Genomic DNA, 25,360 nt, shown 5'->3' with positions numbered 1-25,360 from the left:
ATCGAAATCCTTTAATTTATAGCGTTGAGCCCAATGAGAGGGCGCGGTTGCGGCGAGGTCCGGTCATGGAGTCTCGCCGCAGCCCTAAGCGATGGCTTAGCCCAGCAGACCCATGACCATGCCTGGCATCTGACCGGCTTGCTTGAGCATGGAGATACCGGATTGCATGAGCATGGAATTCTTGCTCATGTTGGCGCTCTCGATGGCGAAGTCGGCGTCCATGATCCGACCCTTGGCCATGTCGGTGTTGTCCTTCATGTTCGCCAAGTTGTTGCTGGTGTGGTTCAGGCGGTTGATGTTGGCGCCAAACTGGGCTCGCATGGCGCTCACGTCATTGAGCGAAGCTTCCAGGTTGTCAATGGCGGTCCCGGCGTTGGCGGCGGTGTCCAGCGTGCTTGCTTTGGACGTAGCCCAGTTCGTATTGATCGTGGTCAGCGCCCCGGAGACGTCCATGGCCAGCGTCTCGGCCGAGGACGCGCCGATCTGGAAATTGACCGCAGCGGTGAACTTACCGCCAGCTGCAAACAGCGACTCGCCTGCATACTTGGTGTTGGTCAGAATGTTGTCGACTTCTTTGGCCAGCTCATCGTACTCGGATTTCAGCGAAGTACGGTCGGATGCTCCGTTGGTGTCGTTCGCCGCCTGGGTGGCCAGATCCTTCATGCGCTGCAGAATATCGGTGACTTCGCTGAATGCGCCTTCGGCGGTTTGCAGCATCGAAGTGGCGTCACCGGTATTGCGTATGGCAACCGACATGCCGCGGCTTTGGGCGTTCAGGCGGGTTGCGATCTGCAGGCCAGCAGCGTCGTCAGCAGCGGAGTTGATGCGCAGGCCGGTACCCAGACGCTGCTGGTTGGTTGCCAACGCGTTGTTGGACTTGTTCAGCGCGGTATTGGTGGTCAGAGCGGAATAGTTAGTGTGAATGGACAGAGCCATGATGATCATCCTTCGTGCGATTGGCTGTTAGGAGCTGGCTTGACTGCCTGCTGAAAAGATAGGGCGACAGCGCTGCGCGAAGGATTAAATCCTGACGTCAAATATTCTGTGCTTTCTTCGAAGGCCGCTGGTGCATGCGGCTGGAGCTTAATCGCCTGCGGCGAAACCCCGGGAACTGGGGTACGGTCAGACGATCAAATTCTTCCGGCCACCGCCCTTAAAACATACTCGTCACCACGCCTTCTTCTATTACCTTCGCATCGATTACCTTCCCGCTGCGTACATTGCGCACGCGGATGACGTCGCCGGGCTGGCCGTCGGCGAGGGCTTCGCCGGAGGTGGAGGCTTCGATGCCTTCATTGTTGGCAACGATCTTTACCGGCTCGCCGCGTTTGACCGCCATGGCCTGTTCCAGCAGGGCCGGAGTAATGATCTGGCCGGCGCGGATGCGGCGTTTGGCAGCCAGGCCGATTACCTCTTCGAGGCGGTTGTAGTAGCCGCGGCGGGCTTTGGCGATGTTGATGCGCTGCAGCTTGAGGTCGTTGGCGGTCAGGGTCTGGCCGCGGTCGATAATGCCTTCAGCGTGAACGGCGGGCAGAAAGACGTGGGCCTGGCCGGTAGCGTTCAGTGCCCAGCCGGGCGCATCGGGGCAGCGAATCTGCAGTTGTTGACGTTCCATGGCTGAAGGCGCCTCGCCAGTGGCGCGGACCTGCAACGCCTCGGAGCACATCGGCAGGTTGGTCGAGCTGGCCGGCATGCTGATGTCGTAGCGTAGCTGCATGCCGTGCCAGCCCTGGCGCGCGGCCTGTTGTTCGAGCATCTGGCGCAGATGATTTTCCACCGCCTGCCGGGCCTGAGTCGCGGCGTCAGCGCGAGCCTCGACCGATATGGCCAACAACAGCAGCATGGCGACGAAGCTGGCGGAAGGGGCTTTTCCGCTTCCGCCCGATCGCGCTTTGCCAAGCGGAAAAATACGCTTGGTGCGCGCTCTGTTCTCTGTAGAGTTTTCTATGTAAATCAAAGGATTACCTTGTAGATACGGCTTCGGCACGCTTTCTGCTATTCACATGCAAAAGCGGTGGGCTGGATTCAGCCTACTCAGGCTGCAAGGGTATCGAAATGAGTATACGGATTGACGACGCTCTGGGCGTTCACGAACGCGCCCTGGGTTTGCGCATGCAACGCAGCGAGATTCTCGCGGCGAACCTGGCCAACGAAGACACGCCCGGTTTTCAGGCGCGGGACATCGACTTCAGCAAGGAAATGCAGCGGCTGGACAGCGGCACCTCGCCGCGCGTGAGCATTGCCGGCACCGATCCGCGTCTGCTGTTCCGCGTGCCGAGCCAGGCCTCGCAGGATGGCAACACAGTCGAACTGTCTACCGAACAGGCGCAGTTCTCGCGCAACTCCATGGATTTCCAGACCAGCCTGACCTTCGTCACGATGAAATTTCGTGGTTTGAAGCAGGCCATCGAGGGACGTTGAAGTCATGTCATTCGATTCCATCTACCGCATCGCCGGCTCGGCCATGAACGCCCAGACCGTGCGCCTCAACACCGTGGCCAGCAACCTGGCCAACACCGACTCGGCGGCCAACAACGCCGCCGACGTCTATCAGGCGCGCAAGCCGATGTTCGCGGCGGTGTACGAGAACAACTCGCTGACCCGTGGCGTCGGCCTCGGCGGCGCCCATGTGCAGGTGCTCGATGTGGTCACCTCCGGCGCCGAGCCCAAGCGCCGCTACGAGCCGGGCAATCCCCTGGCCGATGGCGAAGGCTACGTCTACTACCCCGACATCAACGAGATCGAAGAGATGACCGACATGATGTCGGCCACCCGTAGCTTCGAGACCGGCGTCGAGGTGCTCAATCGCGTGAAAAGCATGCAGCAGAGCCTGCTGCGGTTGGGAGAATCCTGATGGCGACGGTTAATTCCGCACTGGACGGCAGCCTGGCGAGCAATTCGATCGATCAGGTCAAGCGTGCGGTGAACATCGGCGATGCCGCGACGATGGAGAACAACTTCATCAGCCTGATGGTCGCGCAGATCAAGAACCAGGACCCGACCAAGCCGGTGGACAGCACTGAGTTCCTCAACCAGTACTCGGCGATGTCACAGGTCAAGAGCATGGAAAACATGTCCAGCCTGATGCAGAACAACCTGGTGCTGACCGACAACCTGCAGACCCTCACCGCCGCCGGTCTGGTTGGCCAGCAGGTGAGCGTCGCGGTCGAAACGCTGGATCTGAGCGGGCAGGCCGTCAACGGCCAGTTCGACCTGAGCCATGCCTCGAACCGCGCCGCGTTGTTGCTGACCGATTCCAACGGCACCCAGACCCGTATCGAGCTTGGGGCGCAGTCCCCCGGTAAGGTGCCCTTCGTGATCGATCCGGCCAAGCACGGCCTGCGTGACGGCCGGTACAGCGTCAGCATCGAGTCGGAAAACGGCGAGTTCCCGCAGGTGGAAGTCGCCGGCCAGGTCTCCAACGTGCGCGTCAGCGCCGAGGGCCCGGTGCTTCAGGTTCAGGGTGTCGGTTCGGTGCCCTTCTACAACATCCTCGAATTCGCCCAGGCCGATGCCGGGCTGCTCGGCGGCTGAGCCTTGTTGCTCGCCAGTCTTCATTCCATCTATCGCATCGAGATCAGCCCATGAGCTTCAATATCGCCCTGACCGGCTTGTCTGCCGTCAACGAACAACTCAACACCATCGGCAACAACATCGCCAATTCCGGCACCGTGGGCTTCAAGTCCTCGCGTACCGATTTCGGCAGCCTCTATGCCGAAAGCCAGGCGATGGGCGTCGAGGTTACCGGCACCACTCAGAGCATCAGCCAAGGCGGCGCGCTGACTACCACCAATCGCAGCCTCGATCTGGCGATTTCCGGTGGCGGCTTCTTCGTCACCCGCGCCAGCAATGGCGATGTGGCCTACACCCGCGCCGGCGTGTTCGGCACCGACAAGGACAGCTACCTGACCAATAGCCTCGGCCAGCGTTTGCAGGGCTATCCGGCCGATGCCACCGGTAATCTGCAGACCGGGACCGTTGGCGATCTTCAGCTGCGCTCCGGCGGAATACCAGCCAAGGCCACAGATGCGTTGAGCTTCGTCGCCAACCTCGATGCGAACCAGGAAGTGCCGGCCGTGGCCTTCGATCCGCTGGTCGCAGACAGCTACAACTCCACCTACACCACCAAGCTGTTCGACTCCCAGGGCAAGGAACACACCCTGACCCAATACTTCGCCAAGACGGCCGATAACGGCTGGAACGCTCATTATTACGTCGATGGCGCGGCGCTGCCGGGTGCGCCTCAGGCACTGACATTCGACGGTGCCGGTACGCTCACCGCGCCGATCGGTACGGTCGCGCTGACCGCCACGCCGGGCGGCGGCGTCGATCCGCTGAACATCCAGCTCGACTACAGCGGCACCAGCCAGTACGGCTCCGAATTCAGCGTCACCAGCAACCGCGCCACGGGCTATGCCGCGGGCGAGCAGACCGGCATGAGCGTCGAGAAGGACGGCAAGGTCTACGCCAGCTACTCCAACGGCGAGCGCATGCTGCAGGGTCAGGTGGTGCTGGCCAGCTTCGTCAATGCCGAAGGCCTGAAGAACATCAGCGGCACCGCCTGGACCGAAACCGCTGCCTCCGGCGCGGCCATGCTCGGCGCGCCGGGTGTCGGCCAGTACGGCAGCCTGGCGTCTGGCGCGCTGGAAAGCTCCAACGTCGACCTCACCCAGCAGCTGGTGGGTTTGATGGAAGGCCAGCGCAACTATCAAGCCAACACTCAGGTGATTTCCACCAACAAGGAACTCACCCAGACGCTGTTCAACGCCATCTGAGGCTGATTCATGGATCGTTTGGGATACACGGCGATGACCGCCGCCAGCCGCACGATGATGTCGCTGCAGGTGCGCTCCAACAACCTCGCCAACGTCAACACGCCGGGCTTTCGCGCCGACCTCGAGCGCGCCCAGGCGGTGGCCGTGGAAGGCTACGGCTACGACAGTCGGCACATGGCGGTAGTCGAGAACAACGGCGTCAGTCTGGCAGCCGGCCCGATGATTGCGACCGGTCGCGAGCTGGACTTTGCGGTCAAGGGCACCGGCCTGATCGTCCTGCAAGACGGCGAAGGCGAGGCCTATACCCGCCAGGGCAGCATGCAGATCGATGCCGAGGGTCGACTGACTCTCAACGGTCGCGCCGTGATGGGCGAGGGCGGGCCGATCGAGCTGCCCGAACATGACCGCGTGGAAATCGGCAATGACGGTACCGTCTCCGTCATGGCGCCGGGCGACTGGATGATGGCCGAGGTCGACCGTATCCGTCTGGTCGACGTAGCGGCTGCAGACCTGATGAAGAACGAGGCTGGCCTGCTGGTGACGCGCAATGGCGAGCCCGCCGCGCCCAGTGAAGACGTGCGCCTGGCCAGCGGATTCCTCGAGTCGAGCAACGTCTCGGCGATCGACGAGCTGGCCTCGACCATGAGCCTCAATCGCCTGTTCGAAACCCAGGTAAAGATGATGAAAGCCGCCGAGGACCTTTCCGACGCCGGCAACCGAATGATCCGCGGCAGCTGATCGGGAGATAACGAATGAATTCCGCACTTTGGGTCAGCAAGACCGGCCTGGCCGCCCAGGACAAGGCCATGTCCACCGTCGCCAACAACCTGGCCAACGTCAACACCAACGGCTTCAAGAGCGACCGCGCGGTCTTCGAGGATCTGTTCTACAGCATCGAGAAGCAGCCGGGCGCCCAGGCCGACGAGATCAACACGGTGCCGTCCGGCATCCAGCTGGGCAGCGGCGTGCGCGTTGCCGGTACCCAGAAGGTGTTCACCGAAGGCAGCATCCAGACCACCGGCCAGCCGATGGACCTGGCGATCGTCGGGCGGGGCTTCTTCCAGGTCGAGGCGCCCAACGGCGACCTTCTCTACACCGAGAACGGCCAGTTCCAGCTCAACGCCGAAGGCATGATGGTTAACGCCCAAGGACTGCCGCTAGCGCCAGCCATCGAAGTACCGCAAGGCGCAACGGGCTTCACGGTCGGTGCCGATGGCATCGTTACCGCCGTGCTGCCTGGCGACACGCTGCCGTCTGAGCTGGGCCAGATCACGCTGGTCAACTTCACGAATCCGGCCGGCCTTGAAGCCCTGGGCGGCAATCTCTATCGCGAAACCGTCGCCAGCGGCGAGCCTGTCGAGGGCGTGCCGGGCGAAGAGGGTCTCGGCCAGCTCAAGCAGGGCGTGCTGGAAGGCTCCAACGTGCAGGTGGTCGAGGCCATGGTGGCGATGATCGCCATCCAGCGCGCTTACGAAGCCAACGCCAAGGTGCTCGATGCCGCCAGCGGCATGCAGCAGTTCCTCAACCAGACCGTCTGAGACCGATGATGCGTACCCCCGCTCTGCTCGTCGCGCTGACCCTTCTCGGCGGCTGCGCCAGCTTCAACGAGATGCTGCCGGAAGAGCCATCGACCGAGTTCGAACCGCTGGAACTGGACTACAGCCTGCCGCCGACCACTGGCGGGGGGCTGTTCCGTTCCGGCTACAGAGGCTCGTTGATCAGCGACAACCGCGCGGTGCGCGTCGGCGACATTCTCACCGTGGTGCTCGACGAGTCCACTCAGTCGAGCAAGAGCGCCGGCACCAGCTTCGGCAAGGAATCGAGCGTCGGTATCGGCATTCCGACGATTCTTGGCAAGACCTATCCCGACGTTGAAACATCGGCCGGTGCCGAGCGCGAGTTCGACGGCTCGGCGAAAAGTTCGCAGCAGAACACCCTGCGCGGCGCCATCGCCGTAACCGTCCATCGCGTGCTGCCCAACGGCACGCTGCTGATCAAGGGTGAGAAGACCCTGCGGTTGAACCAGGGTGACGAATTCATTCGTCTCGCCGGGCTGGTTCGTGTCGATGACATCAACCGCTACAACCAGGTGTCGTCCCAAAGCGTGGCCAACGCGAAGATTTCCTATGCCGGGCGCGGCGTGCTGAACGACAGCAACTCGGCCGGCTGGTTGACGCGTTTCTTCACGTCGCCGCTGTTCCCTCTTTAAGTGATAGCCCCTGATATGACTAGCCCGAAGCGATCCCTGAAGCTGTTTTTCGCCGCCGTCGCGCTGTGCTGGCAATTTCCCGCGCAAGCCGTGCCGCTGATGGATCTGGTGGATGTCGAGGGCATCCGCGGCAACCAGCTGATCGGCTACGGTCTGGTGGTCGGGCTCGATGGCACCGGCGACAAGAACCAGGTCAAGTTCACCAGCCAGTCGGTGACGAACATGATCAAGCAATTCGGCGTGAACCTGCCGCCGAATGTCGACCCGAAGCTGAAGAACGTCGCTGCGGTGACCATTACCGCTACCGTGCCGCCGTCCTACAGCGCCGGCCAGACCGTGGATGTCACCGTCTCTTCATTGGGCGACGCCAAGAGTCTGCGCGGCGGCCAGTTGCTGATGACCCCGCTGCAGGGTGTCGATGGCGAGATCTATGCACTTGCCCAGGGCGCGGTGATCGTCGGTGGCGTGAACGCCGAGGGCGCCAGCGGCTCCAAGGTCGCGATCAATACCTCCAACAGCGGGCTGATTCCCAACGGCGCGACGGTCGAGCGGATGATTCCCAGCGACTTCACCGAGCGCCCGGACGTGATGCTTAACGTACGTCAGCCGAGCTTCCAGACCGTCACTCGCGTGGTCGATGCGGTCGACGCCTACTTTGGCAAGGGCACCGCCACGGCCCTCAATGCCACCAAGATTTCGATCCGTGCGCCGGTCACCAGCACCCAGCGCATGAGCTTCATGGCCATGCTCGAACGGCTGGAAGTGGAAGAGGGGCGGACCCGGCCGAAGGTGGTGTTCAACAGCCGCACCGGGACCGTGGTTGTCGGCCAGGGCGTGCGGGTGAAAGCCGCGGCTGTCGCCCACGGCAGCCTGACGGTGACCATCAGCGAGCGCCCTCAGGTCAGCCAGCCGAATGCGTTTGCTGGCGGCGAAACCGTGGTCACGCCGCAGTCCGATGTCGCCATCGAGCAGGACCGCAAGGCCATGTTCAAGTGGCCGGAAGGCGCCAGCCTGGAAAGCATCATCAACACCATCAACAGTCTCGGCGCCACGCCGGACGACGTGATGAGCATCCTGCAGTCGCTGGAACGCGCCGGCGCATTGAATGCGGAACTGATCGTGATGTAAGCGCTTGTCCTTGACCGGACAGGCCCGACGCGCAGCAGATTTGAACAGGTTCCAAGGCGACCATGAGCATCGTTTCCCTCCCACAGCACCTCAATACCCTGCGCCAGCGCGCCGACGGCCCGAACGCGGCGCGGCGTCAGCAACTGGAAGTCGTTGCCGAGCAGTTCGAAGCGATGTTCCTGCAGCAGATCCTCAAGCAGATGCGCAAGGCCGGCGACGTGCTCGGCGCGGGCAACCCGATGCGCAGCCGCGAGCTGGACACCATGCGCGACTTCTACGACGAGGTGCTGGCCGACACACTGGCCGGCAAGCGGCAGACGGGGATCGCCGATATGCTGGTGCAGCAGTTGAGCGGCGATGCACCCGGCACGGCGCCCGCGCCGACTGCCCTGGCTGGCCACGCCGGTAGCGGCCTGCAGGCGGGCGGTCTGCACGCACTGCGTGGCACCTGGCAGCGCGGCGTCGAGGCGCTTGATAGTGCCTGGGAAAGCGGCAAGGCAGGCTTCAAGTCGCTGGTCGACAGCGTGATCAAGCATGAATCGAGCGGCAACATCGCGGCGGTCTCGTCCAAGGGTGCGCGCGGCCTGATGCAGCTGATGCCAGGTACTGCACGCGATATGGCGGCCGAGCTCGGCCTGCCGTTCAGCGAAGCGCGGCTGACGACCGATGCCGAATACAACAAGCGCCTGGGCAGCGCCTATCTGAGCAAGATGCTCGACCGTTACGATGGCCATCAGGCGCTGGCGCTGGCCGCCTACAACGCCGGCCCTGGCAAGGTGGACGAGTGGCTGAAGAGCCATGGCGACCCGCGCAAGGGCGAGATCGGCATGACTGCCTGGGTGCAGAAGATTCCATACGCGGAAACTCGGAATTACACCCGCAACATCCTCAACGATCTGCGTGCGGCGGTACCGAGTCCGGTCGAGCCGCGCGCGCAGATCCAGCCGGCCGCCCACCCGCTGCAGCCGGCGCTTAATTCCGCGGCCGATGCGGTCGCTCTTTCCAGTCAGCAGCGTAGTGTCATCGGCGGCAGCCACCTTTCCGTGGCGTTCGCTCAGTCGATCCGGATCGAGTCGAAGGAAATTGTGTCGTGAGTATTCTTGGTCAAATTGGCTACAGCGGCGTTCGCGCCACGCAGATCGCCCTGACGGCGACCGGGCAGAACATCGCCAACGTCAACACACCCGGTTTCAGCCGTCTGACGCCGGAGCTGCATTCGCTCGGCGGGCAGACCTCGGTCAGCATTGGCGGCGGTGTTCAGGTCAGCAGCATTCGCCGGTTGTCCAACGACTTCCAGAACCAGCAGCTGTGGCGCGCGACGACCGACAAGCAGTACTTCAGCACCAATCAACAGTACCTGACCGCCCTCGAAGGCCTGATTGACAGCGAGGGCTCCAGCGTCAGCGTCGGCCTGGACAATTTCTTTGCCGCCCTCAGCGAGGCCAGCTCGACGCCCGAATCCATCGCCCTGCGCCAGCAGATCATCGGCGAGTCGAAGCAGCTGGCGCAGCGTTTCAACGGCCTGAACAGCAACATCGGCACCCAGCTCAACGCCCTCCAGGGCCAGCGCGTGGCGATGGTCAGCGAGATCAACGGACTGTCCGGCAACCTCGCCGAACTGAATGCTCAGATTCGCGAGATGGAATCGACCGGGCGCGACACCGCGACCCTGCGTGACTACCGCGAGAATCTGGTCAAGGATCTGAGCCAATACGCTGGCATCCGCGTCCAGGAATCCTCGGACGGCACCCTCGATGTGTCTCTAGCCAATGGTCAGCCGCTGGTGGCCGGGATCACGGCAGGGCAGCTGAAAATCAGCGAAAACATCGCTGGTGAGCAGGAAATGTCGCTGGTCTTCGCCAAGACCACCTTTCCACTCGATCAGCAGGGACTCGGCGGCTCTCTGGGCAGCCTCCATGACATGGAATACGGCGCGTTGCGTCCGGCCCAGCAGGATCTGCACGACATGGCGTCGGCGCTGGCGACGATGGTCAACGACACGCTCGCAGGCGGCTTCGACCTCGACGGCAATCCTGGCCAGCCGCTGTTCGTCCACAACCCTGGCAGCACCAGCGGCATGCTCGCGGTCAATCCACTGGGGGCGACCGAGTTAGCGTTTTCCTCGATACCGGGCGAAGTGGGTAACAACAAGAACCTGCTCGCGCTACTCGACTTGAAGTCGCAAGGCATCACTGTCGCCGGCAACACCGTGCCGCTCAACGACGCCTACGCCGGTCTGGTCGGACGCGTCGCCAGCGCCAGCCGACAGAATCAGGCGGACCGCAGCGCCGCGACCACTGTCGCCGAGCAGGCGCAAGCCCAGCGCGACAGCGTAAGCGCCGTGAACCTGGACGAGGAAGCCGTCAACCTGATGGCCTACGAGCAGGCCTACCAGGCCAACATGAAGGTCATCAGCACCTCCAACGAGCTGTTCAACGCCGTACTGGCGATGTTCTGAGCCGGCGCAAGCCGATTCGACTGACGAGTAAAAATACATGCGCATCTCCAACGCCCAGATCACCGCCATGATGCATGGCTCGATGAATACCAGCTCCGAGAAGCTCGGCAAGCTGATGCAGCAGATGGCGACCGGCGAGCGCATGTTGATGCCGTCGGACGATCCGATTTCTGCGGTGCGCGTGCTGCGTATCCAGCGTGAGGAAGCCACACTGACGCAGTACCGCACCAACATCGCAAACGTCTCGGGCAACCTGTCCAAGCAGGAGGCCAACCTCAAGGCCGCTTCGGACACCATGCTCAACGTGCGCGACATGCTGTTGTGGGCGGCCAACGGCAGTAATACCAGCGAAGATCTGGCGGCCATTGCCAACGAGCTGGGGAGCCTGGAAAAGACCATTCTCAGCTTTGCCAATGTGCGCGACGAGGAAGGCCGCTATCTTTTTTCCGGCACGCTGAGCGACCGTGCGGCGATCACCTTCGATGAGGCGACCGAGACCTACAGCCTGACCGGCAACGATCAATACCGCCAGGCGGCTGTCGCCAACGGCGTGCTGGTCGAGGAAAATGTTACCGCCGCGCAAGTTTTCGGTGCCGATGCCGACATGCTCAATCAATTGCATGCACTGGTGAAGAGTCTCGCCGACCCGACAGTCGATTCCAGCGCGCAGATCAGCGAGACCCTGGCCAGCCTGGACGCCACTCATAGTCAATTGCTCGGCGCGGTTACCGAACTGGGCGGCCGGCAGAACACCCTGACGTTGTTGTCGAGCAGTAACGAAGACGTGTCGCTGGTGAACCAGAAGATCGAAGGCGAGCTGTCCCAGCTCGACTACGCTGCGGCCAGCATCGATCTGAACAACTATCAGCTGTCGCTGCAGGCGACGCAGAAGACCTATTTGAAGATCAACGGGCTGTCGCTCTTCGGCATGCTCTGACCGAGGTAGCCGTGAAATGAAGATTGGTAGACAGCTACCGGGTGTCGCCGTCATAAATCCGCAGGAGCGCCGTGAGGCCTTGCTGCGCAATGCACCCGCGCCGCTGCGTGTCGGGACACCGAGTGAAACGTCGCACTCGGAACCGACGACAAGCAAGAGCACCAGCTTCAGCCTACAGCTCAACCAGCAGCTATCCTCGATGCAGTCGGCCGACAGCTACCTCGGCGATCTGCAGACCCATTTGTCACAACTCAAACTGACTCTCAGCCGCCAGATCAGCTCGCCGCCGCCCAACGGCGAAGAATCCATTCAGCAGGCGGTGCAAGAGGTCAACGCTCTGCTCAAGGAGCGCAGCAAGCGCTCTGCCAACTCGCTGGACGCCAATTTCAAGCTGCGCCTGACCGAGCCGGTACGCAGCCGCTTCAGCCTGCAGGGGTTGGAGTCGCTGGAGAAGATTCGCCAGTCGGGGCGCGAAACGCTGCTGTTCAGCGGCGGCCGCCAGCTGGCCGAGCCGGTAGCGGTGGTGCTCGATGACGAGATGAGCGACGAGCAGATCCTGCGACGTTTCAATGGGAGTCTGGGCCAGGCCGGTATCCGCGCCGAGCTGGATCAGAATGGCGAGCTGAAATTCTCCGCTCGTGAAGGCGATTGGCAGAAGCTCAAGGACCAGCTGGCGGTGCAGGGCGAGGGCAAGCTGTTCGACAAGGGCAAGTACGTCCGCGTACAGCATCAGGAGGAGCAGCTGCTGAGTTTCCCTGAGGAGCTGCAGCTCGATTCCTTCCGCGAGCTGCGGCGCCTGCTCGACTCGGTGGTGGCCGGGCTCGACAAGGTCACCGCGCTGCGCGAACAACTGAGCAACCGCCAGCAGGAAATCCGCGAGTTCCTGGCGCGCCAGGCGCATGCCGACGAGAAGCAATGGGCGATGGACTTCTCGCGTTCGGTGTTCAATCTGATGCAGCGTAGCCCCTCCAGCTACGCCGCTGTTACCCAGACGGTGGTGGCCCAGGCCACAATCAGCCGCTTCGCGGTGGTCAGCCTGCTGTCCTGATCATCCGGCTGCGGCGCTCAAAGGCCGGTACGGTCGATGAATTTCACATCCGATGGTCGACTCATCGGCAATATCTGCAGTGTGTCACCGAGCAGCCCGCTGTCGGGGTCGCGTTGCAGCACCACCAGCTGATCGCTCTTCTGATTGGCGATGAGCATGAAGCGCCCGCTCGGGTCGATGGCGAATTCGCGTGGCTCCCGCCCCTCGCTAGCGCGCTGCTGGATTTCGCGCAGGCTGCCGGTTTCCTCGATGGCATATACCAAGATGCGGTTCGCCTCGGCGCGGTCGCTGACGTAGAGAAAGCGGCCATCCCGCGAGGGATGAATGGCGCCTGGCGAATGCGCGTCGACCTTGCCGTTCTCGGCCAGATCGACCAGCTGGCGTTGTATCAGGCTGCCGTCGACATGATCGAAACGCGCGACCTGCGCGCTCAGCTCCAGGGTCGCGTAGGCCTGGCTGCCGTCCGGGCTGAATACCAAGTGACGTGGGCCGCTGCCGTCGGGCAGGCCGATGAAGGTCGGCTTGGCGGGCGACAGCGGGCGTTCGGCATTGGCCGGGTTGTATTCGTAGACAAAGATTTTGTCGGCGCCTAGGTCGCTGACGAACAACCGTTTGCCGTTCGGCGACATCACCGCCGAGTGCACGTGCGCCGACTTCTGGCGCTGAGGATGTTTCTCGCTGGCCTTGTGCGTGGCGAGTTGGGTCACAGGCGACAGGGTGCCATCCTCTGCCGTGGGAATTACCGCCAGGCTGCCGCCGGGGTTGGGCGCCGAGCCATAGTTGGAGACGAACAGATAGCGCCCGTCACGACTCTGGCTCAGGTGCGTGGGCTCATCGCCGAGGGTGATCTGCTGGGCCAGCGGCGACAGTTGCCCGCTGGCCGGCGCCATGGTGAACGCGCTCACCCGGCCTACCGGGTCCGGATGTCCCGGTCCGTTCTCGTTCGCCGCGTACAGCCGGTTGCGATTTAGATCCAGCGTCAGCCAGGACGGGTTGTGGGTGCGCACCACCTGCAATGGCTGAGGCTCGATATAGCCGCGCTCGGCATCGAACTGCATGCGGTAGATTCCTTCGCTACCGCCCTCGCCGCTGCGCACGCTGGTGTAGGTGCCGATCAGTAATTGATACATGGGTGCCGCCACTCCCGAAGTGCTGAATGCCAGAAGAGCCACGGCGAGGCCGAGGCGACGGTAGTGATGGGATAGACCGCGCAGTGGACCGACCATGCCTCGCTCCTGTCTCGCTGAGTTTGTTTAGTCCCGGACTGACTTTGAGCACCGCAGGCGAAAAAGATTTGTCGGCGCTGTCGATTTTTCCCTTTCCACCTCGACTATCAGGTAACAGCAACCATCTCGGGGGCGCCGCAATGCGTTATCTGTGCCTGGTGTATCTGGATGAGCAGGTTTTGGCCAGCCTGTCGCCTGGCGCGCAGGCGGCGATGGATGCCGAATGCCGCGACTATCGCGAGCGGCTTCAGCGCAGCGGCCAGCTGATCATTGGCGAAGCGCTGCAGCCAGTCCTCAGCACCACGACTGTGCGTCTGCAGGGCGACACCCTTTGCTTGCACGACGGGCCGGTGGTCGACAGCCGTGAGCAGCCTGCGGCGTTCTATCTGTTCGAGGCAAGCGACCTCAACGACGTGATCCGGCTGGCATCGCGCATTCCCCCGGGGCGGCTGGGCTGCGTCGAGGTCCGCGCCCTGCACCCAAGGGCGCCACCCTGACCCGTGCCGCAACGACCGTCAGCCATCAACCAAGAGGCAACTCGCATGAACAACTCAACTGAAAACCAGACCGGCGAAGCCCGTATCCGCGAACTCACCAACGAGTGGGAGCGCGCGGTCTGCGCCAAGGACCTCGACCGCATCATGGCCCAGTACGCCACCGACGTGCTGGCCTTCGATGCGGTAGGCCCGCTGCAATTCAAGGGCGCCGAGGCGTACCGCCAGCACTGGCAGAACTGCTTCGAATTCTGTCAGGGCGAAGGCTTTTTCGAGATCAGCGAGCTGGGCATCCACGCCAGCGCAGACCTGGCCTATAGTCATTTCCTGAACCATTGCGGCGGTACCAACGAAAAAGGCGAAATGCAGACCGGCTGGATGCGCGGCAGCCGCTGCTGGCGTCGCCAGGGCAACGACTGGAAGGTCGTCCACGAGCACTTCTCGATGCCGTTCGACATGGCCAGTGGGCAAATCGACTTCGGGATCGAGCCCTCCCAGACGGGAGCTGTCGGCTGAACCGCAATACTCGAACCGTCTCGCGGCTGCCATAGCGGCAGCCGGCGGGGCACCACCGGAGACTGAAATGAAATACCTGTGCCTGGTCTACTACGACGAACAGCGCGTCGACTCGATGACCGACGAGCAGTGGGCCGCGTTGGTCGAGCAATGCATCGCCAATGGTGAGCGCCTGCAGGAGAGTGGGCACTTCATCGCTGGCGAGCCGCTGCAATCGGTGCGTACCGCCAAGACGGTGCGAGTGCGCGAGGGCGCGGTGTCCGTGGTCGACGGCCCGTTCGCCGAAACCCGCGAGCAGCTGGCAGGTTTCTACCTGCTGGAAGCCCAGGACCTGGACGAGGCGCTGCGCCTGGCTGCGAAGATCCCGCCGGCGCAATTGGGCAGCATCGAGGTTCGCCCGTTGCGCCAGCTGCCCGATCGCTGATCGATGCATGAACGGGGCAGGCCGCCCTCGTCCGACCTAACCAGTGGGCCGACGCGGGCGGAGATCGACACCCTCTACCGCAACGAGTCGCGGCGGGTGCTGGCGACCCTTATCCGTCTGCTGGGCGACTTCGAGCTGGCCGAAGAGGCGCTGCAGGACGCCTTCTTCGCCGCGGTGCAGCAGTGGCCGCGCGACGGAATGCCGGACAACCCGCGCGCCTGGCTGGTCTCGGCCGGGCGTTTCAAGGCCATCGACGGCCTGCGTCGGCGGGCACGCTTCAACGCCTCGCTGAATGTGCTGGCCGATCAGCTGGACAGCGCCGAAGAGCCGGACTGGGACCGCGACATGCTGGAAGACGATCGCCTGCGGCTGGTCTTTACCTGCTGCCACCCGGCGCTGCCGGCCGACGCGCAAGTGGCGCTGACCCTGCGTGAAGTCTGCGACCTGAAGACCGAGGAAATCGCACGCGCCTTTCTCGCCTCGCCCAGCACCATCGCCCAGCGCATCGTGCGCGCCAAGCAGAAGATCCGCGATGCCGCGATTCCCTACCGTGTGCCTTCGCGCGAGGAGCTGCCGGCACGTCTGGATAACGTGCTGCGGGTGATCTATCTGGTGTTCAACGAGGGCTATTCAGCCTCCAGCGGCACCGAACTGACCCGCACCGATCTCAGCGCCGAAGCGATCCGGCTGGGCCGGCTGCTGCTCGAATTGCTGCCAGACCCGGAACTGATGGGGCTGCTGGCGCTGATGTTGCTGCACGACTCGCGCCGCGTCGCGCGTACCGATGGCTCGGGCGAACTGGTGCGCCTCGACGAACAGGACCGCAGTCTGTGGGACCGGGCGCAGATAGAAGAAGGCTCGGCGTTGGTGCAGCGAGCCCTGGTTTCGCGACGTTTTGGTCCTTACACCTTGCAGGCGGCGATCGTCGCCGTGCATGCCGAGGCGCCCAGTGCCGCGCTGACCGATTGGACGCAGATCGTCGGGCTCTATGACGTATTGCTGCGAGTCAGCCCGTCTCCGGTGATCGAGCTGAACCGCGCTGTGGCGGTTGCCATGCGCGACGGGCCGGAAGCAGGGCTGGCGCTGATCGACGATCTATCGGCCCGCGGACTGCTGCGCGACTATCACCTGCTGCATTCGGCCCGTGCCGATTTCTGCCGCCGCCTCGGCCGCCTGGACGAAGCACGAACCGCCTACCGCAGCGCACTGGCATTGGCGCAGCTGGAGCCGGAGCGGCGTTTTCTGCAGCAACGACTGGACAAGCTGAACGGGCTCGATTGAGGGAACGCCGCCCGGCTCACCCCTTCAGCTTGTAGGGTGGGCTTCAGCCCACCATTTGCTCTGGCACCGCCTTCATAAACGCCTCGCCTGGCCTGTGCAGCCGGCGCCGAGCTCTGGTGGGCTGAAGCCCACCCTACGGGCTGGAGCGCAACGCCGCTCGGCCCACCCACCAGTTCATTGATGGTTTTCCATGCTCACCATGTGGGACCGATGTGTTGGACGTTCTGCGTCCATCGACGCGGAGCGTCGCAGTAACGCCCCCACCCGGAGCATGGAGGGTTCGCCTGAGCAGAATCAGCTATCGCTGCTGCCCGCTGGCAGATAGTCACCACGACTCAAACCGTGGCGCTGCATCTTCTCGTTGAGGGTGCGGCGGGGCAGCTGCAGTTGGGCCATGACCTCGGCGATGTTGCCTTTGCATTGCTGCAGAGCGTTGTGCAGGCATTGCGCCTCGAAGGCTTCCATCTGCTCGGCCAGCGATCTGCCGGTGTTGTCGCTCGGGGCGTTGGGCGGCGGCGGGTTCAGCCCGAGGGCGTGGCGTTCGGCGGCGTTGATCAGTTCGCGGACGTTGCCTGGCCAGTCGTGGCTCAGCAGCTGCGCCAGTTCGGCGGGGCCGACCGGCAGGGGCTCGCGGCCGTGGCGCTGGGCGGCCTGGCTGACGAAGTGGTCGAACAGCAGCGGGATGTCTTCACGACGCTCGCGCAGCGGCGGGATATGCAGCTCGGCAACGTTCAGGCGATACAGCAAGTCTTCGCGGAAACGTCCGCCGCGCACTTCTTCGAGCAGGTCAGGCTTGGCCGCGCTGATCACTCGCAGATCGACTTCGATGCTGCGGTTGGAGCCCAGCCTCTCCAGGGTTCTTTCCTGCAGCACGCGCAGCAGCTTGACCTGCTGGGCCAGCGGCATGCTTTCGATTTCGTCGAGGAACAGGGTGCCGCCATGGGCATGCTCGATGCGGCCGATGCGCTTGCCCTGGGCGCCAGTGAAGGCGCCGCTTTCATGGCCGAACAGCTCGCTCTCGAAAATGCTTTCGGGGATGGCCGCGCAGTTCAGCGCCACGAATGGATGGCGTGCGCGCGGGCTGAAATCGTGCAGGCAGCGCGCCACCTGTTCCTTGCCGCTGCCGGTGTCGCCGCGAATCAGCACGTTGACGTCCGTGCCGGCCAGTTCCAGGACCTGCCGGCGCAGGTTGTCCACGGCGCGCGAAACCCCCAGCAGCATCGATTCGATACGGCCCTTGCGGGTGAACTGCTCACGCAGCTGGCGGTTTTCGCAGACCAGTCGGCGCTTGTCCTGGGCGCGGCGCACGCTGTCGAGCAGGCGTTCGGGGGTGAAGGGCTTTTCGATGAAGTCATAGGCGCCCTGGCGCAGCGCCTGCACCGCCATCGGCACGTCGCCATGGCCGGTGACCATGATGATTGGCAGTTCAGGATCCAGCGCGACCAGCTTCTCCAGCAGGCCGAGGCCGTCCAGGTCCGGCATGCGTACGTCGCTGATCAGTACGCCCGGAAAGTCACGGTCAATCAGGCCCAGCGCCTCGTGCGCGCTGGCGCAGGTGCGCACGCTGAAGCCGGACAGTTCCAGCCATTGCTGGACCGCTTGGCGGATCGCCGCTTCGTCGTCGATGAAGATGACCTGACCGCTCATGTTTCGCTCCTTTGCCGGTGCCAGTCTACTCGGTGAGGTGCTCGTCGGCTGCCGGCAGCCGAATCTCGAATACTGCACCCTGCGCATCGTTGCTCACGTCGAGATTACCGCCCAGATCGCGCACGATACCGTAGGAAACCGCCAGTCCCAGCCCGAGGCCCTGGCCGACCGGCTTGGTGGTGAAGAAGGGCTCGAATACCTGATCCAGATGTTCGCGGGCGATGCCGCCACCGCTGTCGGCGACGCTCAGTCGCCAATGGTTCGCATCGCGGCGGCAGTCGATGCGCAACTGCCGGACGGCGCTGTCCTGCATGGCATCCAGCGCATTGTTCAGCAGGTTGATCAAGACTTGCTCCAGGCGGATCGCATCGGCATTGACCCAGGCATCGGCGGATACCTGACGCACGACTTCGACGTCTTCGCCGCGGATACGCGGACCGAGTAGCTGTAGCGCCTGTTCCAGCACCTCGTCCAAACGTACGCGCTGCGGCAGCCCGGCGGGATTCTTACGGGCAAAGGTCTTCAGGTGGCTGGTCAGTGCCGCCATGCGTTCGATCAGGCCCTCGACCTGACCCAGACCTTCGCGCACTGCCTCGCTGCGGCCGCTGTCGAGCAGCAGGCGCTGGCTGGCCAGCTGCATACGCAGGGCGGTCAGCGGCTGGTTGATCTCGTGGGCGAGGGCGGCGGACATCTGCCCCAGGGCGGCCATCCGCGCGGCGTGCACCAGGCCGTCTTGTGCGGTATGCAGCTCGCGGGTGCGGGCTTCGACCAGCCGTTCCAGCTCGTTGCGGCTGCGCTGCTCGACCCGACGGGTTTTGCGCCGCTGGGCCAGGTAGAGCAGCAGGAAGGCCAGCGTCATCCACACGCCCGCCGCGGCCAGGCGATAGCTGCGTATGCTGGCGGCCACCAGTTGCGGCTCTTGCAGCAGGTGCAGCGTCCAGTCTTCCTCGGGCAGCGGCAGGCGCTGCCAGAAATAGGTGTGGCGGCCGTCCGGTCCTTCGACTTGGCGGCGCTCGCTGTTTTCGTCGATGCGTTGTAGGCGTCTGCTGTGCAGCGGCTGCAGATTCTGTTCGGCGTAGCGGCGGGCAGCGACCAGGCGGTCGCGTATCTCGTCGCTGAGCGGTTGCAGGTAGCGGAAGCGCCAGGCCGGTCGATTGCTTAGGATGACGATATCGAGCGAGTCGGTGATCAGCAGAATGCCGGACTGGCCGGCCCATTCGCGCTGCATGTCTTCCAGTTCCAGCTTGACCACCAGTACGCCGAGCACCTCGCCGGCGGCGTTCTTTACAGAGCTGGAGAGGAAATAACCAGGTACTCCGGTGGTCACGCCCACTGCGAAATAGCGGCCGCTGTCCTGGGTCAGCGCATCGCGAAAGTAAGGGCGAAAGCCATAGTTGTAGCCGACGAAGCTGCTCCATTCGCGCCAGTTGCTGGCGGCCAGGGTGTCGCCATGACGGTCGATCAGGTACAGCACCGACGAGCCGGCGGCCTGGTTCTGCTGCTCCAGGCGGCGATTGAGGCGGGCGCGCAGTTGCCGGTCATCGGGATTGGCCAGCAGGCTGCGGATGTCGCTGTCCAGCGCCAGTAAAGCTGGCACCGAGCGAAAGCGCTCGACCTGCGTGTGGATCGTCTGGGCGTAGAGTTCCAGCTGCTCGCGGGCTTCCTGGCTGCGCTCGGCCCAGGCGCGCTGTTCGGCGAGCCGCCCGGCCCCGTACATGCTCAGCAGCAGGCCGGCGAGGATCAGCAGCACGATCAGGACGACGCGGTAGCGGTTGGCGTGGGCGGACATGAGCGGCTCTATTTGTAAGAACGGCTATGTTAAGCCAGAGCGGCGGATTGCCAATCACCGCCGATGGTCCGTTTTGCCGTTAACCGCGCATAACCGGACGGCGTCGATGGCTATGATTGCCACTGCGGTTATCCCCTGCAGAGGTATTGAGTGCTCAGGAAAATCTCCACAAACCAGCTCCGGTTCGGGATGTACATTCAGGCCATCGACGGGAGCTGGTTTTCGCATCCGTTCTGGCGAACCCGCTTCGTCCTCAACGATCCATCGGATCTGCAGGCGCTGCGCAGTAGCGGGGTACCGGCTGTCTGGATCGATACCGAGCAAGGTGTGGATATCGCCGATGCAGCTGAGGCGACAACCGAACCCCATCCCGCCGTCGAGGCCCCTATCAACGAGTTACCCGCGCGGGCCGCAACCTGCAGCGCCCGTGATGAAATGCAGCGGGCCTCTCGCGTGCTCGACCGCTCGAAGCAGGCAGTGGCTTCGTTGTTCAACGAGGCGCGTCTGGGCAATGCCGTGGACGCGCAGGCGTGCCTGCCGGTGGTCGAGGAAATCAGTGAATCCATTGCGCGTAATGCCTCGGCGTTGATCGGTCTGGCCAGGCTGAAGGACCGTGACGAGTACACCTACATGCACTCGGTCAGCGTCTGCGCCTTGATGGTGTCGCTTGCTCGCCAGCTTGGACTGAATGAAAGCCTCACTCGCGAGGCCGGCCTGGCGGGGCTGCTGCACGACGTCGGCAAGATGGCGATGCCACCGCAGGTGCTCAATAAACCCGGCAAGCTGACCGATGCTGAGTTCGACATCATGCGTGCTCATCCCGAGCGTGGCCACGCGATGCTTGTGCACAGCGGCACGATGCCCGAGGCGGTACTGGACGTGTGCTTGCACCATCATGAAAAGGTCGATGGCAGCGGTTACCCGCACGGGCTGAAGGGTGAACAGATCAGCCTGTTCGCGCGCATGGGCGCGGTGTGCGATGTGTACGATGCGATCACCTCCAGGCGCCCCTACAAGGAGGCCTGGGATGCCGCCGGTTCGCTCTCGCGAATGGCGCAGTGGAAGGGGCATTTCGATACCGGCGTGTTTCACGCGTTCGTCAAATCGGTGGGCATCTATCCGCTCGGTACGTTGGTCCGGCTGGAATCCGGTCGGCTGGGCGTGGTTGTCGACCAGAACCCCGGCAAGCTGACGGAGCCGGTGCTGCGCCTGTTCTATTCAACCAGAACGAAGATGCCCATCGCCCCGGAGGAACTGGACCTGTCGCGCCGCCACGGTGAAGACCGCATCGTCAGCCGTGAAGACCCGGCTACCTGGGGCTTCGCCAATCTGGATGATTTCTGGCGCTAGCGATGCAGGCTATCAGGTGGCCATCGCCGGTTGCGGCGTGATCCGCTATCCTTCGCCGCCCTTGCAGCGACTCTCCGCCTGAGCAGCAGCTCGGCGCGATCAATCTGCATTCCCCGCGCTTCGATTAGCGCGGTTCGCCCTACATTCGAAACTGGAACGGCTCTGTCAGCCGGCGCATCGCGTCGGTCTGCAGCTGCCGCTTTTTCCCCTGGATAGCCCATGCTCCACTCGATCAAGCAAAACTGGTTCAGCAATATTCGTGGCGACGTGCTTTCCGGCCTCGTCGTCGCCCTGGCACTGATTCCCGAGGCCATCGCCTTCTCGATCATCGCCGGCGTCGACCCGCGCGTCGGCCTCTATGCGTCCTTCTGCATCGCGGTGGTGATCGCGTTCGTCGGCGGCCGGCCGGCGATGATTTCCGCCGCCACCGGCGCCATGGCGCTGCTGATGGTGACCCTGGTGCGCGAGCACGGCCTGCAGTATCTGCTGGCGGCGACGCTGCTCTGCGGCGTGCTACAGATCGCCGCCGGCTACCTGCGCCTGGGCTCGCTGATGCGCTTCGTCTCGCGCTCGGTGGTGACCGGCTTCGTCAATGCGCTGGCGATCCTGATCTTCATGGCGCAGCTGCCGGAGCTGACCAACGTCACCTGGCACGTCTACGCGATGACGGCGGCGGGCCTGGGCATCATCTACCTGTTCCCCTACGTGCCGAAGATCGGCCGGGTGATCCCGTCGCCGTTGGTGTGCATCCTCCTGCTGACGGCCGTGGCCATCTATCTCGGCCTGGATATCCGCACCGTCGGCGACATGGGCGAGTTGCCCGACACCCTGCCGATTTTCCTCTGGCCCGAGGTGCCGCTGACCTTCGAGACCCTGCAGATCATCTTCCCGTACTCCGCCGCGCTGGCGGTGGTCGGCCTGCTGGAATCGCTGATGACCGCGACCATCGTCGATGAGATGACCGACACCGGCAGCGACAAGAACCGCGAATGCAAGGGCCAGGGCGTTGCCAATATCGCCTCCGGTCTGTTCGGCGGGATGGCTGGCTGCGCGATGATCGGCCAGTCGGTGATCAACGTGAAATCAGGCGGCCGCACGCGGCTGTCGACCCTGATCGCCGGCGTGGTGCTGTTGCTGTTGGTGGTGTTCCTCAGCGACTGGGTCAGCCAGATCCCCATGGCGGCGCTGGTGGCGGTGATGATTATGGTCTCCATCGGCACCTTCAGCTGGGATTCGATCCGCAACCTCCGGCGCTACCCGCTTTCCACCAATATCGTCATGGTGGTCACCGTGGCGGTCGTGGTCTTCACCCACAACCTGGCCTATGGCGTGCTGGCCGGCGTGCTGCTGGCGGCGATGTTCTTCGCCAACAAGGTCGGCCATTACCTGCATATCGACTCGGAGCTGGATGCCGAAGGCGGGCAGCGAACCTATCGTGTGGTTGGCCAGGTGTTCTTTAGCTCGTCGGAGAAATTCACCACGGCCTTCGACTGCAAGGAAGCCCTCGCCAGGGTCGTCATTGACCTCAGCCATGCGCATTTCTGGGACATCACCGCCGTCTCGGCGCTGGACAAGGTGGTGCTCAAGTTCCGCCGCGAGGGCGCTGAGGTCGAGGTGCTGGGCATGAACGAAGCCAGCGCGACCATCGTCGACCGCTTCGGCACCCACGATAAGCCTGAAACCACCGATACGCTGATGAGCCATTGATCGCGTACGCGCCAGGCAAGTGTCTGGCGCCTATCGGTACAGATCGGCCCGCGACCAGGGCACCTCATGGGAGCCATCCGGTAGCGGTTTGCTCGCCAGGATCTGGTGCAGGTTGATCCAGTTGCGACGGAAACCATAGGCACAGCCGGCCAGATAGACACGCCAGATGCGCAACGCACGCTCGGGAATCATCTGCCGGGCCTCGGCCAGACTCGCTTCCAGGCGCTGGCTCCAGAAATCCAGCGTACGTGCGTAATGCAGGCGCAGGCTCTCCACGTCGACGATTTCCAGCCCCGATTCGCTGATGCAGGCACCGATCTTCACCAGATGTGGCAGCTCGCCGTGGGGGAACACGTAACGGTCGATGAACTCGCCGGCGCCATGCCCCACCGGTCGCCCATCGATGTGCCGCGAGGTGATGCCATGGTTCATCACCAGACCACCGGGGCGCACCACTTCCGACAGTTGCTGGCAGTACAGAGGGAGGTTGGCGTGGCCGACATGCTCGAACATGCCGACACTGACCACCTTGTCGAACTGGCCGTTTTTGGGCAGGTCGCGGTAGTCCATCAGTTCCAGCTGCACTCGGCCTTCCAGTCCTTCGGCGGCGACGCGCTCACGCCCAAGTTTGAGCTGCTCGCGACTGAGGGTGATGCCGAGCACTTCTGCGCCGAACTCCCGCGCGGCAAAGCGCGCCAGCCCACCCCAGCCACAGCCGACGTCCAGCAGGCGGTCGCCGGGCTTCAGCCGCAGCTTGCGGCACAGATGACGCAGTTTGGCCTGCTGGGCCTGGTCGAGATCTTCCGTGCCGGTCTCGAAATAGGCGCATGAGTAAACCATGTCGCGGTCCAGCCAGAGCTGATAGAACTCGTTGGACAGGTCGTAGTGATAGGAAATGGCCTCGGCATCGGTGGTCTTATCGTGGGATTCGCGCGTCGGCGGCGCGGCTTTGTCCTTACCCAACGCGCGGCTCAGCTCGTCGCCGATACGGATGACTTCTTCCAGAGGGCCCTCCAGATCGACGCGCCCTTCGACATAGGCAGCACCCAGGGTGTCGAGGCTGGGGTGGGTGAGTTCGGCCACCATCTCGGGATCATTGATGGCCAGCGTCACACTGGGCGATGGGCCAAGATCAATCGCCTTGCCGTCCCACAACTGAAGACGCAATGGTAGCGATAGTTCACGCAATGCGGGTAACAAGGTAGCCAACATGCCTGATCTCCTTCATTCCATATCAAAGAATCCTAGACCAACAGCCATGGACTATAGGTCGAGAATGGCGATTTTCCGTCTATGAGGCTGATAGCGAGTTCGGATGCTTGCGCTGTGTCCCGGTGACAGTAATGCATGGCCGGGGTGCGTGAGGGATCTTAAGTGCTGGACGTTTCTGACGCAGAAAGCCGAGGGCTGCCTGTACATTTCAACAAAGGGGGTGAATGTCGAACTCATAGAGCTAGGCTGTTCGCTTTCGTCATCGAGACTGGTCTGGCTCGCTAATTGGTGCCGAAGCTGCCGCCGAGGTAGCAGCTAAGGGCTGCCCCGCACCGTTCGCCGAGATGTTCACAAGCTACGCTTGCGACGCTCAGTCTGAAGTAACTTCGTTAATAGCGGAGGTCGGCGAAGTTCGCTCCGGTCTGGAAGATGGCGGATGCACCGCGAACTGAACTCATTTCTTAACGTCGCAGAAACCATTCCTCATCTGTCGAGGCGTTGCCGCTGTGCCTGGCGCATCGCTCGTCTTGCCGGCTGATCGACACGTCAAATTGTGTTCCTGTTGGTGTCTTAGACTACGCTAGCGGGCTATTCTTCGGTCCACATCAATTTCAACCCTGTATAGCTGATATTTGAAATATCTCAGTTCTTGAAGGCGTGTGCTGCGGCCTTTTTCTATCGGTTAGGTGTCGCATGAAGATTGTAACTTTTATTATTTTATTAATGAGTATCGGTGGGTGCGTAGGAATGCAAGCGGTCATCCCAAAATCAAAACTATCGAAAGCTCCGAATATGTACTATGCAGATGGAGCTTGGAAATCTTGGAGTAATAGTGACCATCCAGAGAACGGCAGTATAACTTTAGATGCAGAGCGCAGATGGTGCGGAGTTACCTTATGGCTAATAGCTCCGGTCCCGTTAATAATGCCTGTGTGCAGAAGCTACACCAAAGTAGAGTTCGAAGATAATAAGCCAGCCAAGCTCATTGAAGGCTGGACCGAACACCTTTTTTTGGGTTGTGGGCTTGGGGTATGGTTTTTCTCGCAGATTGCTAACGGGGAAGAATCATTCTGCATCGCAGAGTAAGCCTAGTAGATTCAAAATAGTTTGATGACTTAATACAGTCTGGCAGCAACCCTATAAGCTTATCTTCCCTAAG

Annotated in this window: 25 protein-coding genes; 19 read left to right on the top strand and 6 right to left on the bottom strand. The window is 62.8% G+C overall.

The genetic code is table 11. The features are described 5' to 3' along the window. Positions 1 to 96 precede the first annotated feature (96 nt). Both lafA and flgA read right to left on the bottom strand, forming a co-directional pair. A complete protein-coding gene (lafA, locus tag V6943_RS03485) occupies positions 97 to 936 on the bottom strand; it encodes a lateral flagellin LafA (RefSeq protein WP_131649351.1) in 840 nt (279 codons plus the stop codon). 217 nt (positions 937 to 1,153) lie between these two features. Next, positions 1,154 to 1,843: a flagellar basal body P-ring formation chaperone FlgA gene (flgA, locus tag V6943_RS03480; protein WP_340552619.1), complete on the bottom strand. Its 690-nt coding sequence runs from the start codon at positions 1,841 to 1,843 to the stop codon at positions 1,154 to 1,156. Between the two features lie 212 nt (positions 1,844 to 2,055). On the opposite strand from flgA, the gene flgB reads away from it, so the two are divergent. The 12 genes from flgB to V6943_RS03420 all read left to right on the top strand — a co-directional run bounded on the left by flgB (position 2,056) and on the right by V6943_RS03420 (position 12,555). Beyond that, positions 2,056 to 2,421 (top strand): flagellar basal body rod protein FlgB, encoded by a 366-nt coding sequence (gene flgB / locus V6943_RS03475; protein ID WP_181099330.1) that lies wholly within the window; start codon positions 2,056 to 2,058, stop codon positions 2,419 to 2,421. 4 nt (positions 2,422 to 2,425) lie between these two features. Next, a complete protein-coding gene (gene flgC / locus V6943_RS03470; protein WP_019340573.1) occupies positions 2,426 to 2,854 on the top strand; it encodes a flagellar basal body rod protein FlgC in 429 nt (142 codons plus the stop codon). Next, on the top strand, positions 2,854 to 3,534 hold the full coding sequence (locus tag V6943_RS03465; protein ID WP_340552618.1) for a flagellar hook capping FlgD N-terminal domain-containing protein: 681 nt from the start codon (positions 2,854 to 2,856) through the stop codon (positions 3,532 to 3,534). Before flgC ends, V6943_RS03465 begins: the two co-directional genes overlap by 1 nt. Before the next feature lie 50 nt (positions 3,535 to 3,584). Beyond that, complete coding sequence (gene flgE / locus V6943_RS03460) at positions 3,585 to 4,775, top strand: flagellar hook protein FlgE (protein WP_340552617.1); 1,191 nt, start codon at positions 3,585 to 3,587, stop codon at positions 4,773 to 4,775. A gap of 9 nt (positions 4,776 to 4,784) precedes the next feature. Then, positions 4,785 to 5,513, top strand: coding sequence for a flagellar basal-body rod protein FlgF (flgF, locus tag V6943_RS03455; protein WP_131649356.1), 729 nt, complete (start codon positions 4,785 to 4,787; stop codon positions 5,511 to 5,513). Positions 5,514 to 5,527: 14 nt separating this feature from the next. Beyond that, positions 5,528 to 6,313: a flagellar basal-body rod protein FlgG gene (flgG, locus tag V6943_RS03450; protein WP_181099333.1), complete on the top strand. Its 786-nt coding sequence runs from the start codon at positions 5,528 to 5,530 to the stop codon at positions 6,311 to 6,313. An 8-nt stretch (positions 6,314 to 6,321) separates the two neighbouring features. Then, positions 6,322 to 6,984 (top strand): flagellar basal body L-ring protein FlgH, encoded by a 663-nt coding sequence (gene flgH / locus V6943_RS03445; protein WP_371924049.1) that lies wholly within the window; start codon positions 6,322 to 6,324, stop codon positions 6,982 to 6,984. Positions 6,985 to 6,999: 15 nt separating this feature from the next. Continuing rightward, positions 7,000 to 8,112, top strand: a complete 1,113-nt coding sequence (locus V6943_RS03440) for a flagellar basal body P-ring protein FlgI (protein WP_131649359.1) — start codon at positions 7,000 to 7,002, stop codon at positions 8,110 to 8,112. Between the two features lie 62 nt (positions 8,113 to 8,174). Beyond that, positions 8,175 to 9,206: a lytic transglycosylase domain-containing protein gene (locus V6943_RS03435; RefSeq protein WP_340552616.1), complete on the top strand. Its 1,032-nt coding sequence runs from the start codon at positions 8,175 to 8,177 to the stop codon at positions 9,204 to 9,206. After that, positions 9,203 to 10,570: a flagellar hook-associated protein FlgK gene (gene flgK / locus V6943_RS03430; protein ID WP_340552615.1), complete on the top strand. Its 1,368-nt coding sequence runs from the start codon at positions 9,203 to 9,205 to the stop codon at positions 10,568 to 10,570. Before V6943_RS03435 ends, flgK begins: the two co-directional genes overlap by 4 nt. A 37-nt stretch (positions 10,571 to 10,607) precedes the next feature. After that, a complete protein-coding gene (flgL, locus tag V6943_RS03425) occupies positions 10,608 to 11,507 on the top strand; it encodes a flagellar hook-associated protein FlgL (protein WP_340552614.1) in 900 nt (299 codons plus the stop codon). Positions 11,508 to 11,523: 16 nt separating this feature from the next. Next, the gene (locus V6943_RS03420; protein ID WP_340552613.1) at positions 11,524 to 12,555 is read left to right on the top strand and encodes a hypothetical protein; all 1,032 of its coding nucleotides are present in this window, start codon (positions 11,524 to 11,526) and stop codon (positions 12,553 to 12,555) included. A gap of 17 nt (positions 12,556 to 12,572) precedes the next feature. On the opposite strand, the gene V6943_RS03415 is transcribed toward V6943_RS03420, so the two are convergent. Further along, a complete protein-coding gene (locus tag V6943_RS03415) occupies positions 12,573 to 13,781 on the bottom strand; it encodes a lactonase family protein (protein ID WP_340552612.1) in 1,209 nt (402 codons plus the stop codon). A 140-nt stretch (positions 13,782 to 13,921) separates the two neighbouring features. Here V6943_RS03415 and V6943_RS03410 point away from each other — a divergent pair, with 140 nt between their 5' ends. The 4 genes from V6943_RS03410 (at position 13,922) to V6943_RS03395 (ending at position 16,496) form a co-directional block, all read left to right on the top strand. Then, a complete protein-coding gene (locus V6943_RS03410; RefSeq protein ID WP_131649365.1) occupies positions 13,922 to 14,278 on the top strand; it encodes a YciI family protein in 357 nt (118 codons plus the stop codon). A 45-nt stretch (positions 14,279 to 14,323) separates the two neighbouring features. After that, on the top strand, positions 14,324 to 14,791 hold the full coding sequence (locus tag V6943_RS03405; protein ID WP_131649366.1) for a YybH family protein: 468 nt from the start codon (positions 14,324 to 14,326) through the stop codon (positions 14,789 to 14,791). 67 nt (positions 14,792 to 14,858) lie between these two features. Next, a complete protein-coding gene (locus tag V6943_RS03400; RefSeq protein ID WP_131649367.1) occupies positions 14,859 to 15,215 on the top strand; it encodes a YciI family protein in 357 nt (118 codons plus the stop codon). Between the two features lie 3 nt (positions 15,216 to 15,218). After that, positions 15,219 to 16,496: an RNA polymerase sigma factor gene (locus tag V6943_RS03395; protein ID WP_340552611.1), complete on the top strand. Its 1,278-nt coding sequence runs from the start codon at positions 15,219 to 15,221 to the stop codon at positions 16,494 to 16,496. Positions 16,497 to 16,790: 294 nt separating this feature from the next. Here V6943_RS03395 and V6943_RS03390 read toward each other — a convergent pair whose 3' ends face one another. Together V6943_RS03390 and V6943_RS03385 are read right to left on the bottom strand one after the other, a co-directional pair. Further along, the gene (locus V6943_RS03390) at positions 16,791 to 18,143 is read right to left on the bottom strand and encodes a sigma-54-dependent transcriptional regulator (protein ID WP_340552610.1); all 1,353 of its coding nucleotides are present in this window, start codon (positions 18,141 to 18,143) and stop codon (positions 16,791 to 16,793) included. A 25-nt stretch (positions 18,144 to 18,168) separates the two neighbouring features. After that, entirely contained in the window at positions 18,169 to 19,932 is a 1,764-nt protein-coding gene (locus V6943_RS03385; RefSeq protein ID WP_131649370.1) for a sensor histidine kinase, read from the bottom strand. A 150-nt stretch (positions 19,933 to 20,082) separates the two neighbouring features. On the opposite strand from V6943_RS03385, the gene V6943_RS03380 reads away from it, so the two are divergent. Together V6943_RS03380 and V6943_RS03375 are read left to right on the top strand one after the other, a co-directional pair. Then, on the top strand, positions 20,083 to 21,282 hold the full coding sequence (locus V6943_RS03380; protein ID WP_340552609.1) for an HD-GYP domain-containing protein: 1,200 nt from the start codon (positions 20,083 to 20,085) through the stop codon (positions 21,280 to 21,282). A 219-nt stretch (positions 21,283 to 21,501) separates the two neighbouring features. Further along, positions 21,502 to 22,989, top strand: a complete 1,488-nt coding sequence (locus tag V6943_RS03375; RefSeq protein ID WP_340552608.1) for a SulP family inorganic anion transporter — start codon at positions 21,502 to 21,504, stop codon at positions 22,987 to 22,989. A gap of 30 nt (positions 22,990 to 23,019) precedes the next feature. On the opposite strand, the gene cfaB is transcribed toward V6943_RS03375, so the two are convergent. After that, positions 23,020 to 24,201, bottom strand: a complete 1,182-nt coding sequence (gene cfaB / locus V6943_RS03370; RefSeq protein WP_340552607.1) for a C17 cyclopropane fatty acid synthase CfaB — start codon at positions 24,199 to 24,201, stop codon at positions 23,020 to 23,022. Between the two features lie 693 nt (positions 24,202 to 24,894). Here cfaB and V6943_RS03365 point away from each other — a divergent pair. Further along, entirely contained in the window at positions 24,895 to 25,287 is a 393-nt protein-coding gene (locus tag V6943_RS03365; protein WP_340552606.1) for a hypothetical protein, read from the top strand. Positions 25,288 to 25,360 lie beyond the last annotated feature (73 nt).

It is taken from the genome of Pseudomonas sp. CBC3 (assembly GCF_037967085.1).
GTDB lineage: Bacteria > Pseudomonadota > Gammaproteobacteria > Pseudomonadales > Pseudomonadaceae > Stutzerimonas.
The sequence above is the reverse complement of the archived record's forward strand: the minus strand, read 5'-3'. Positions and strand labels throughout refer to the sequence as shown.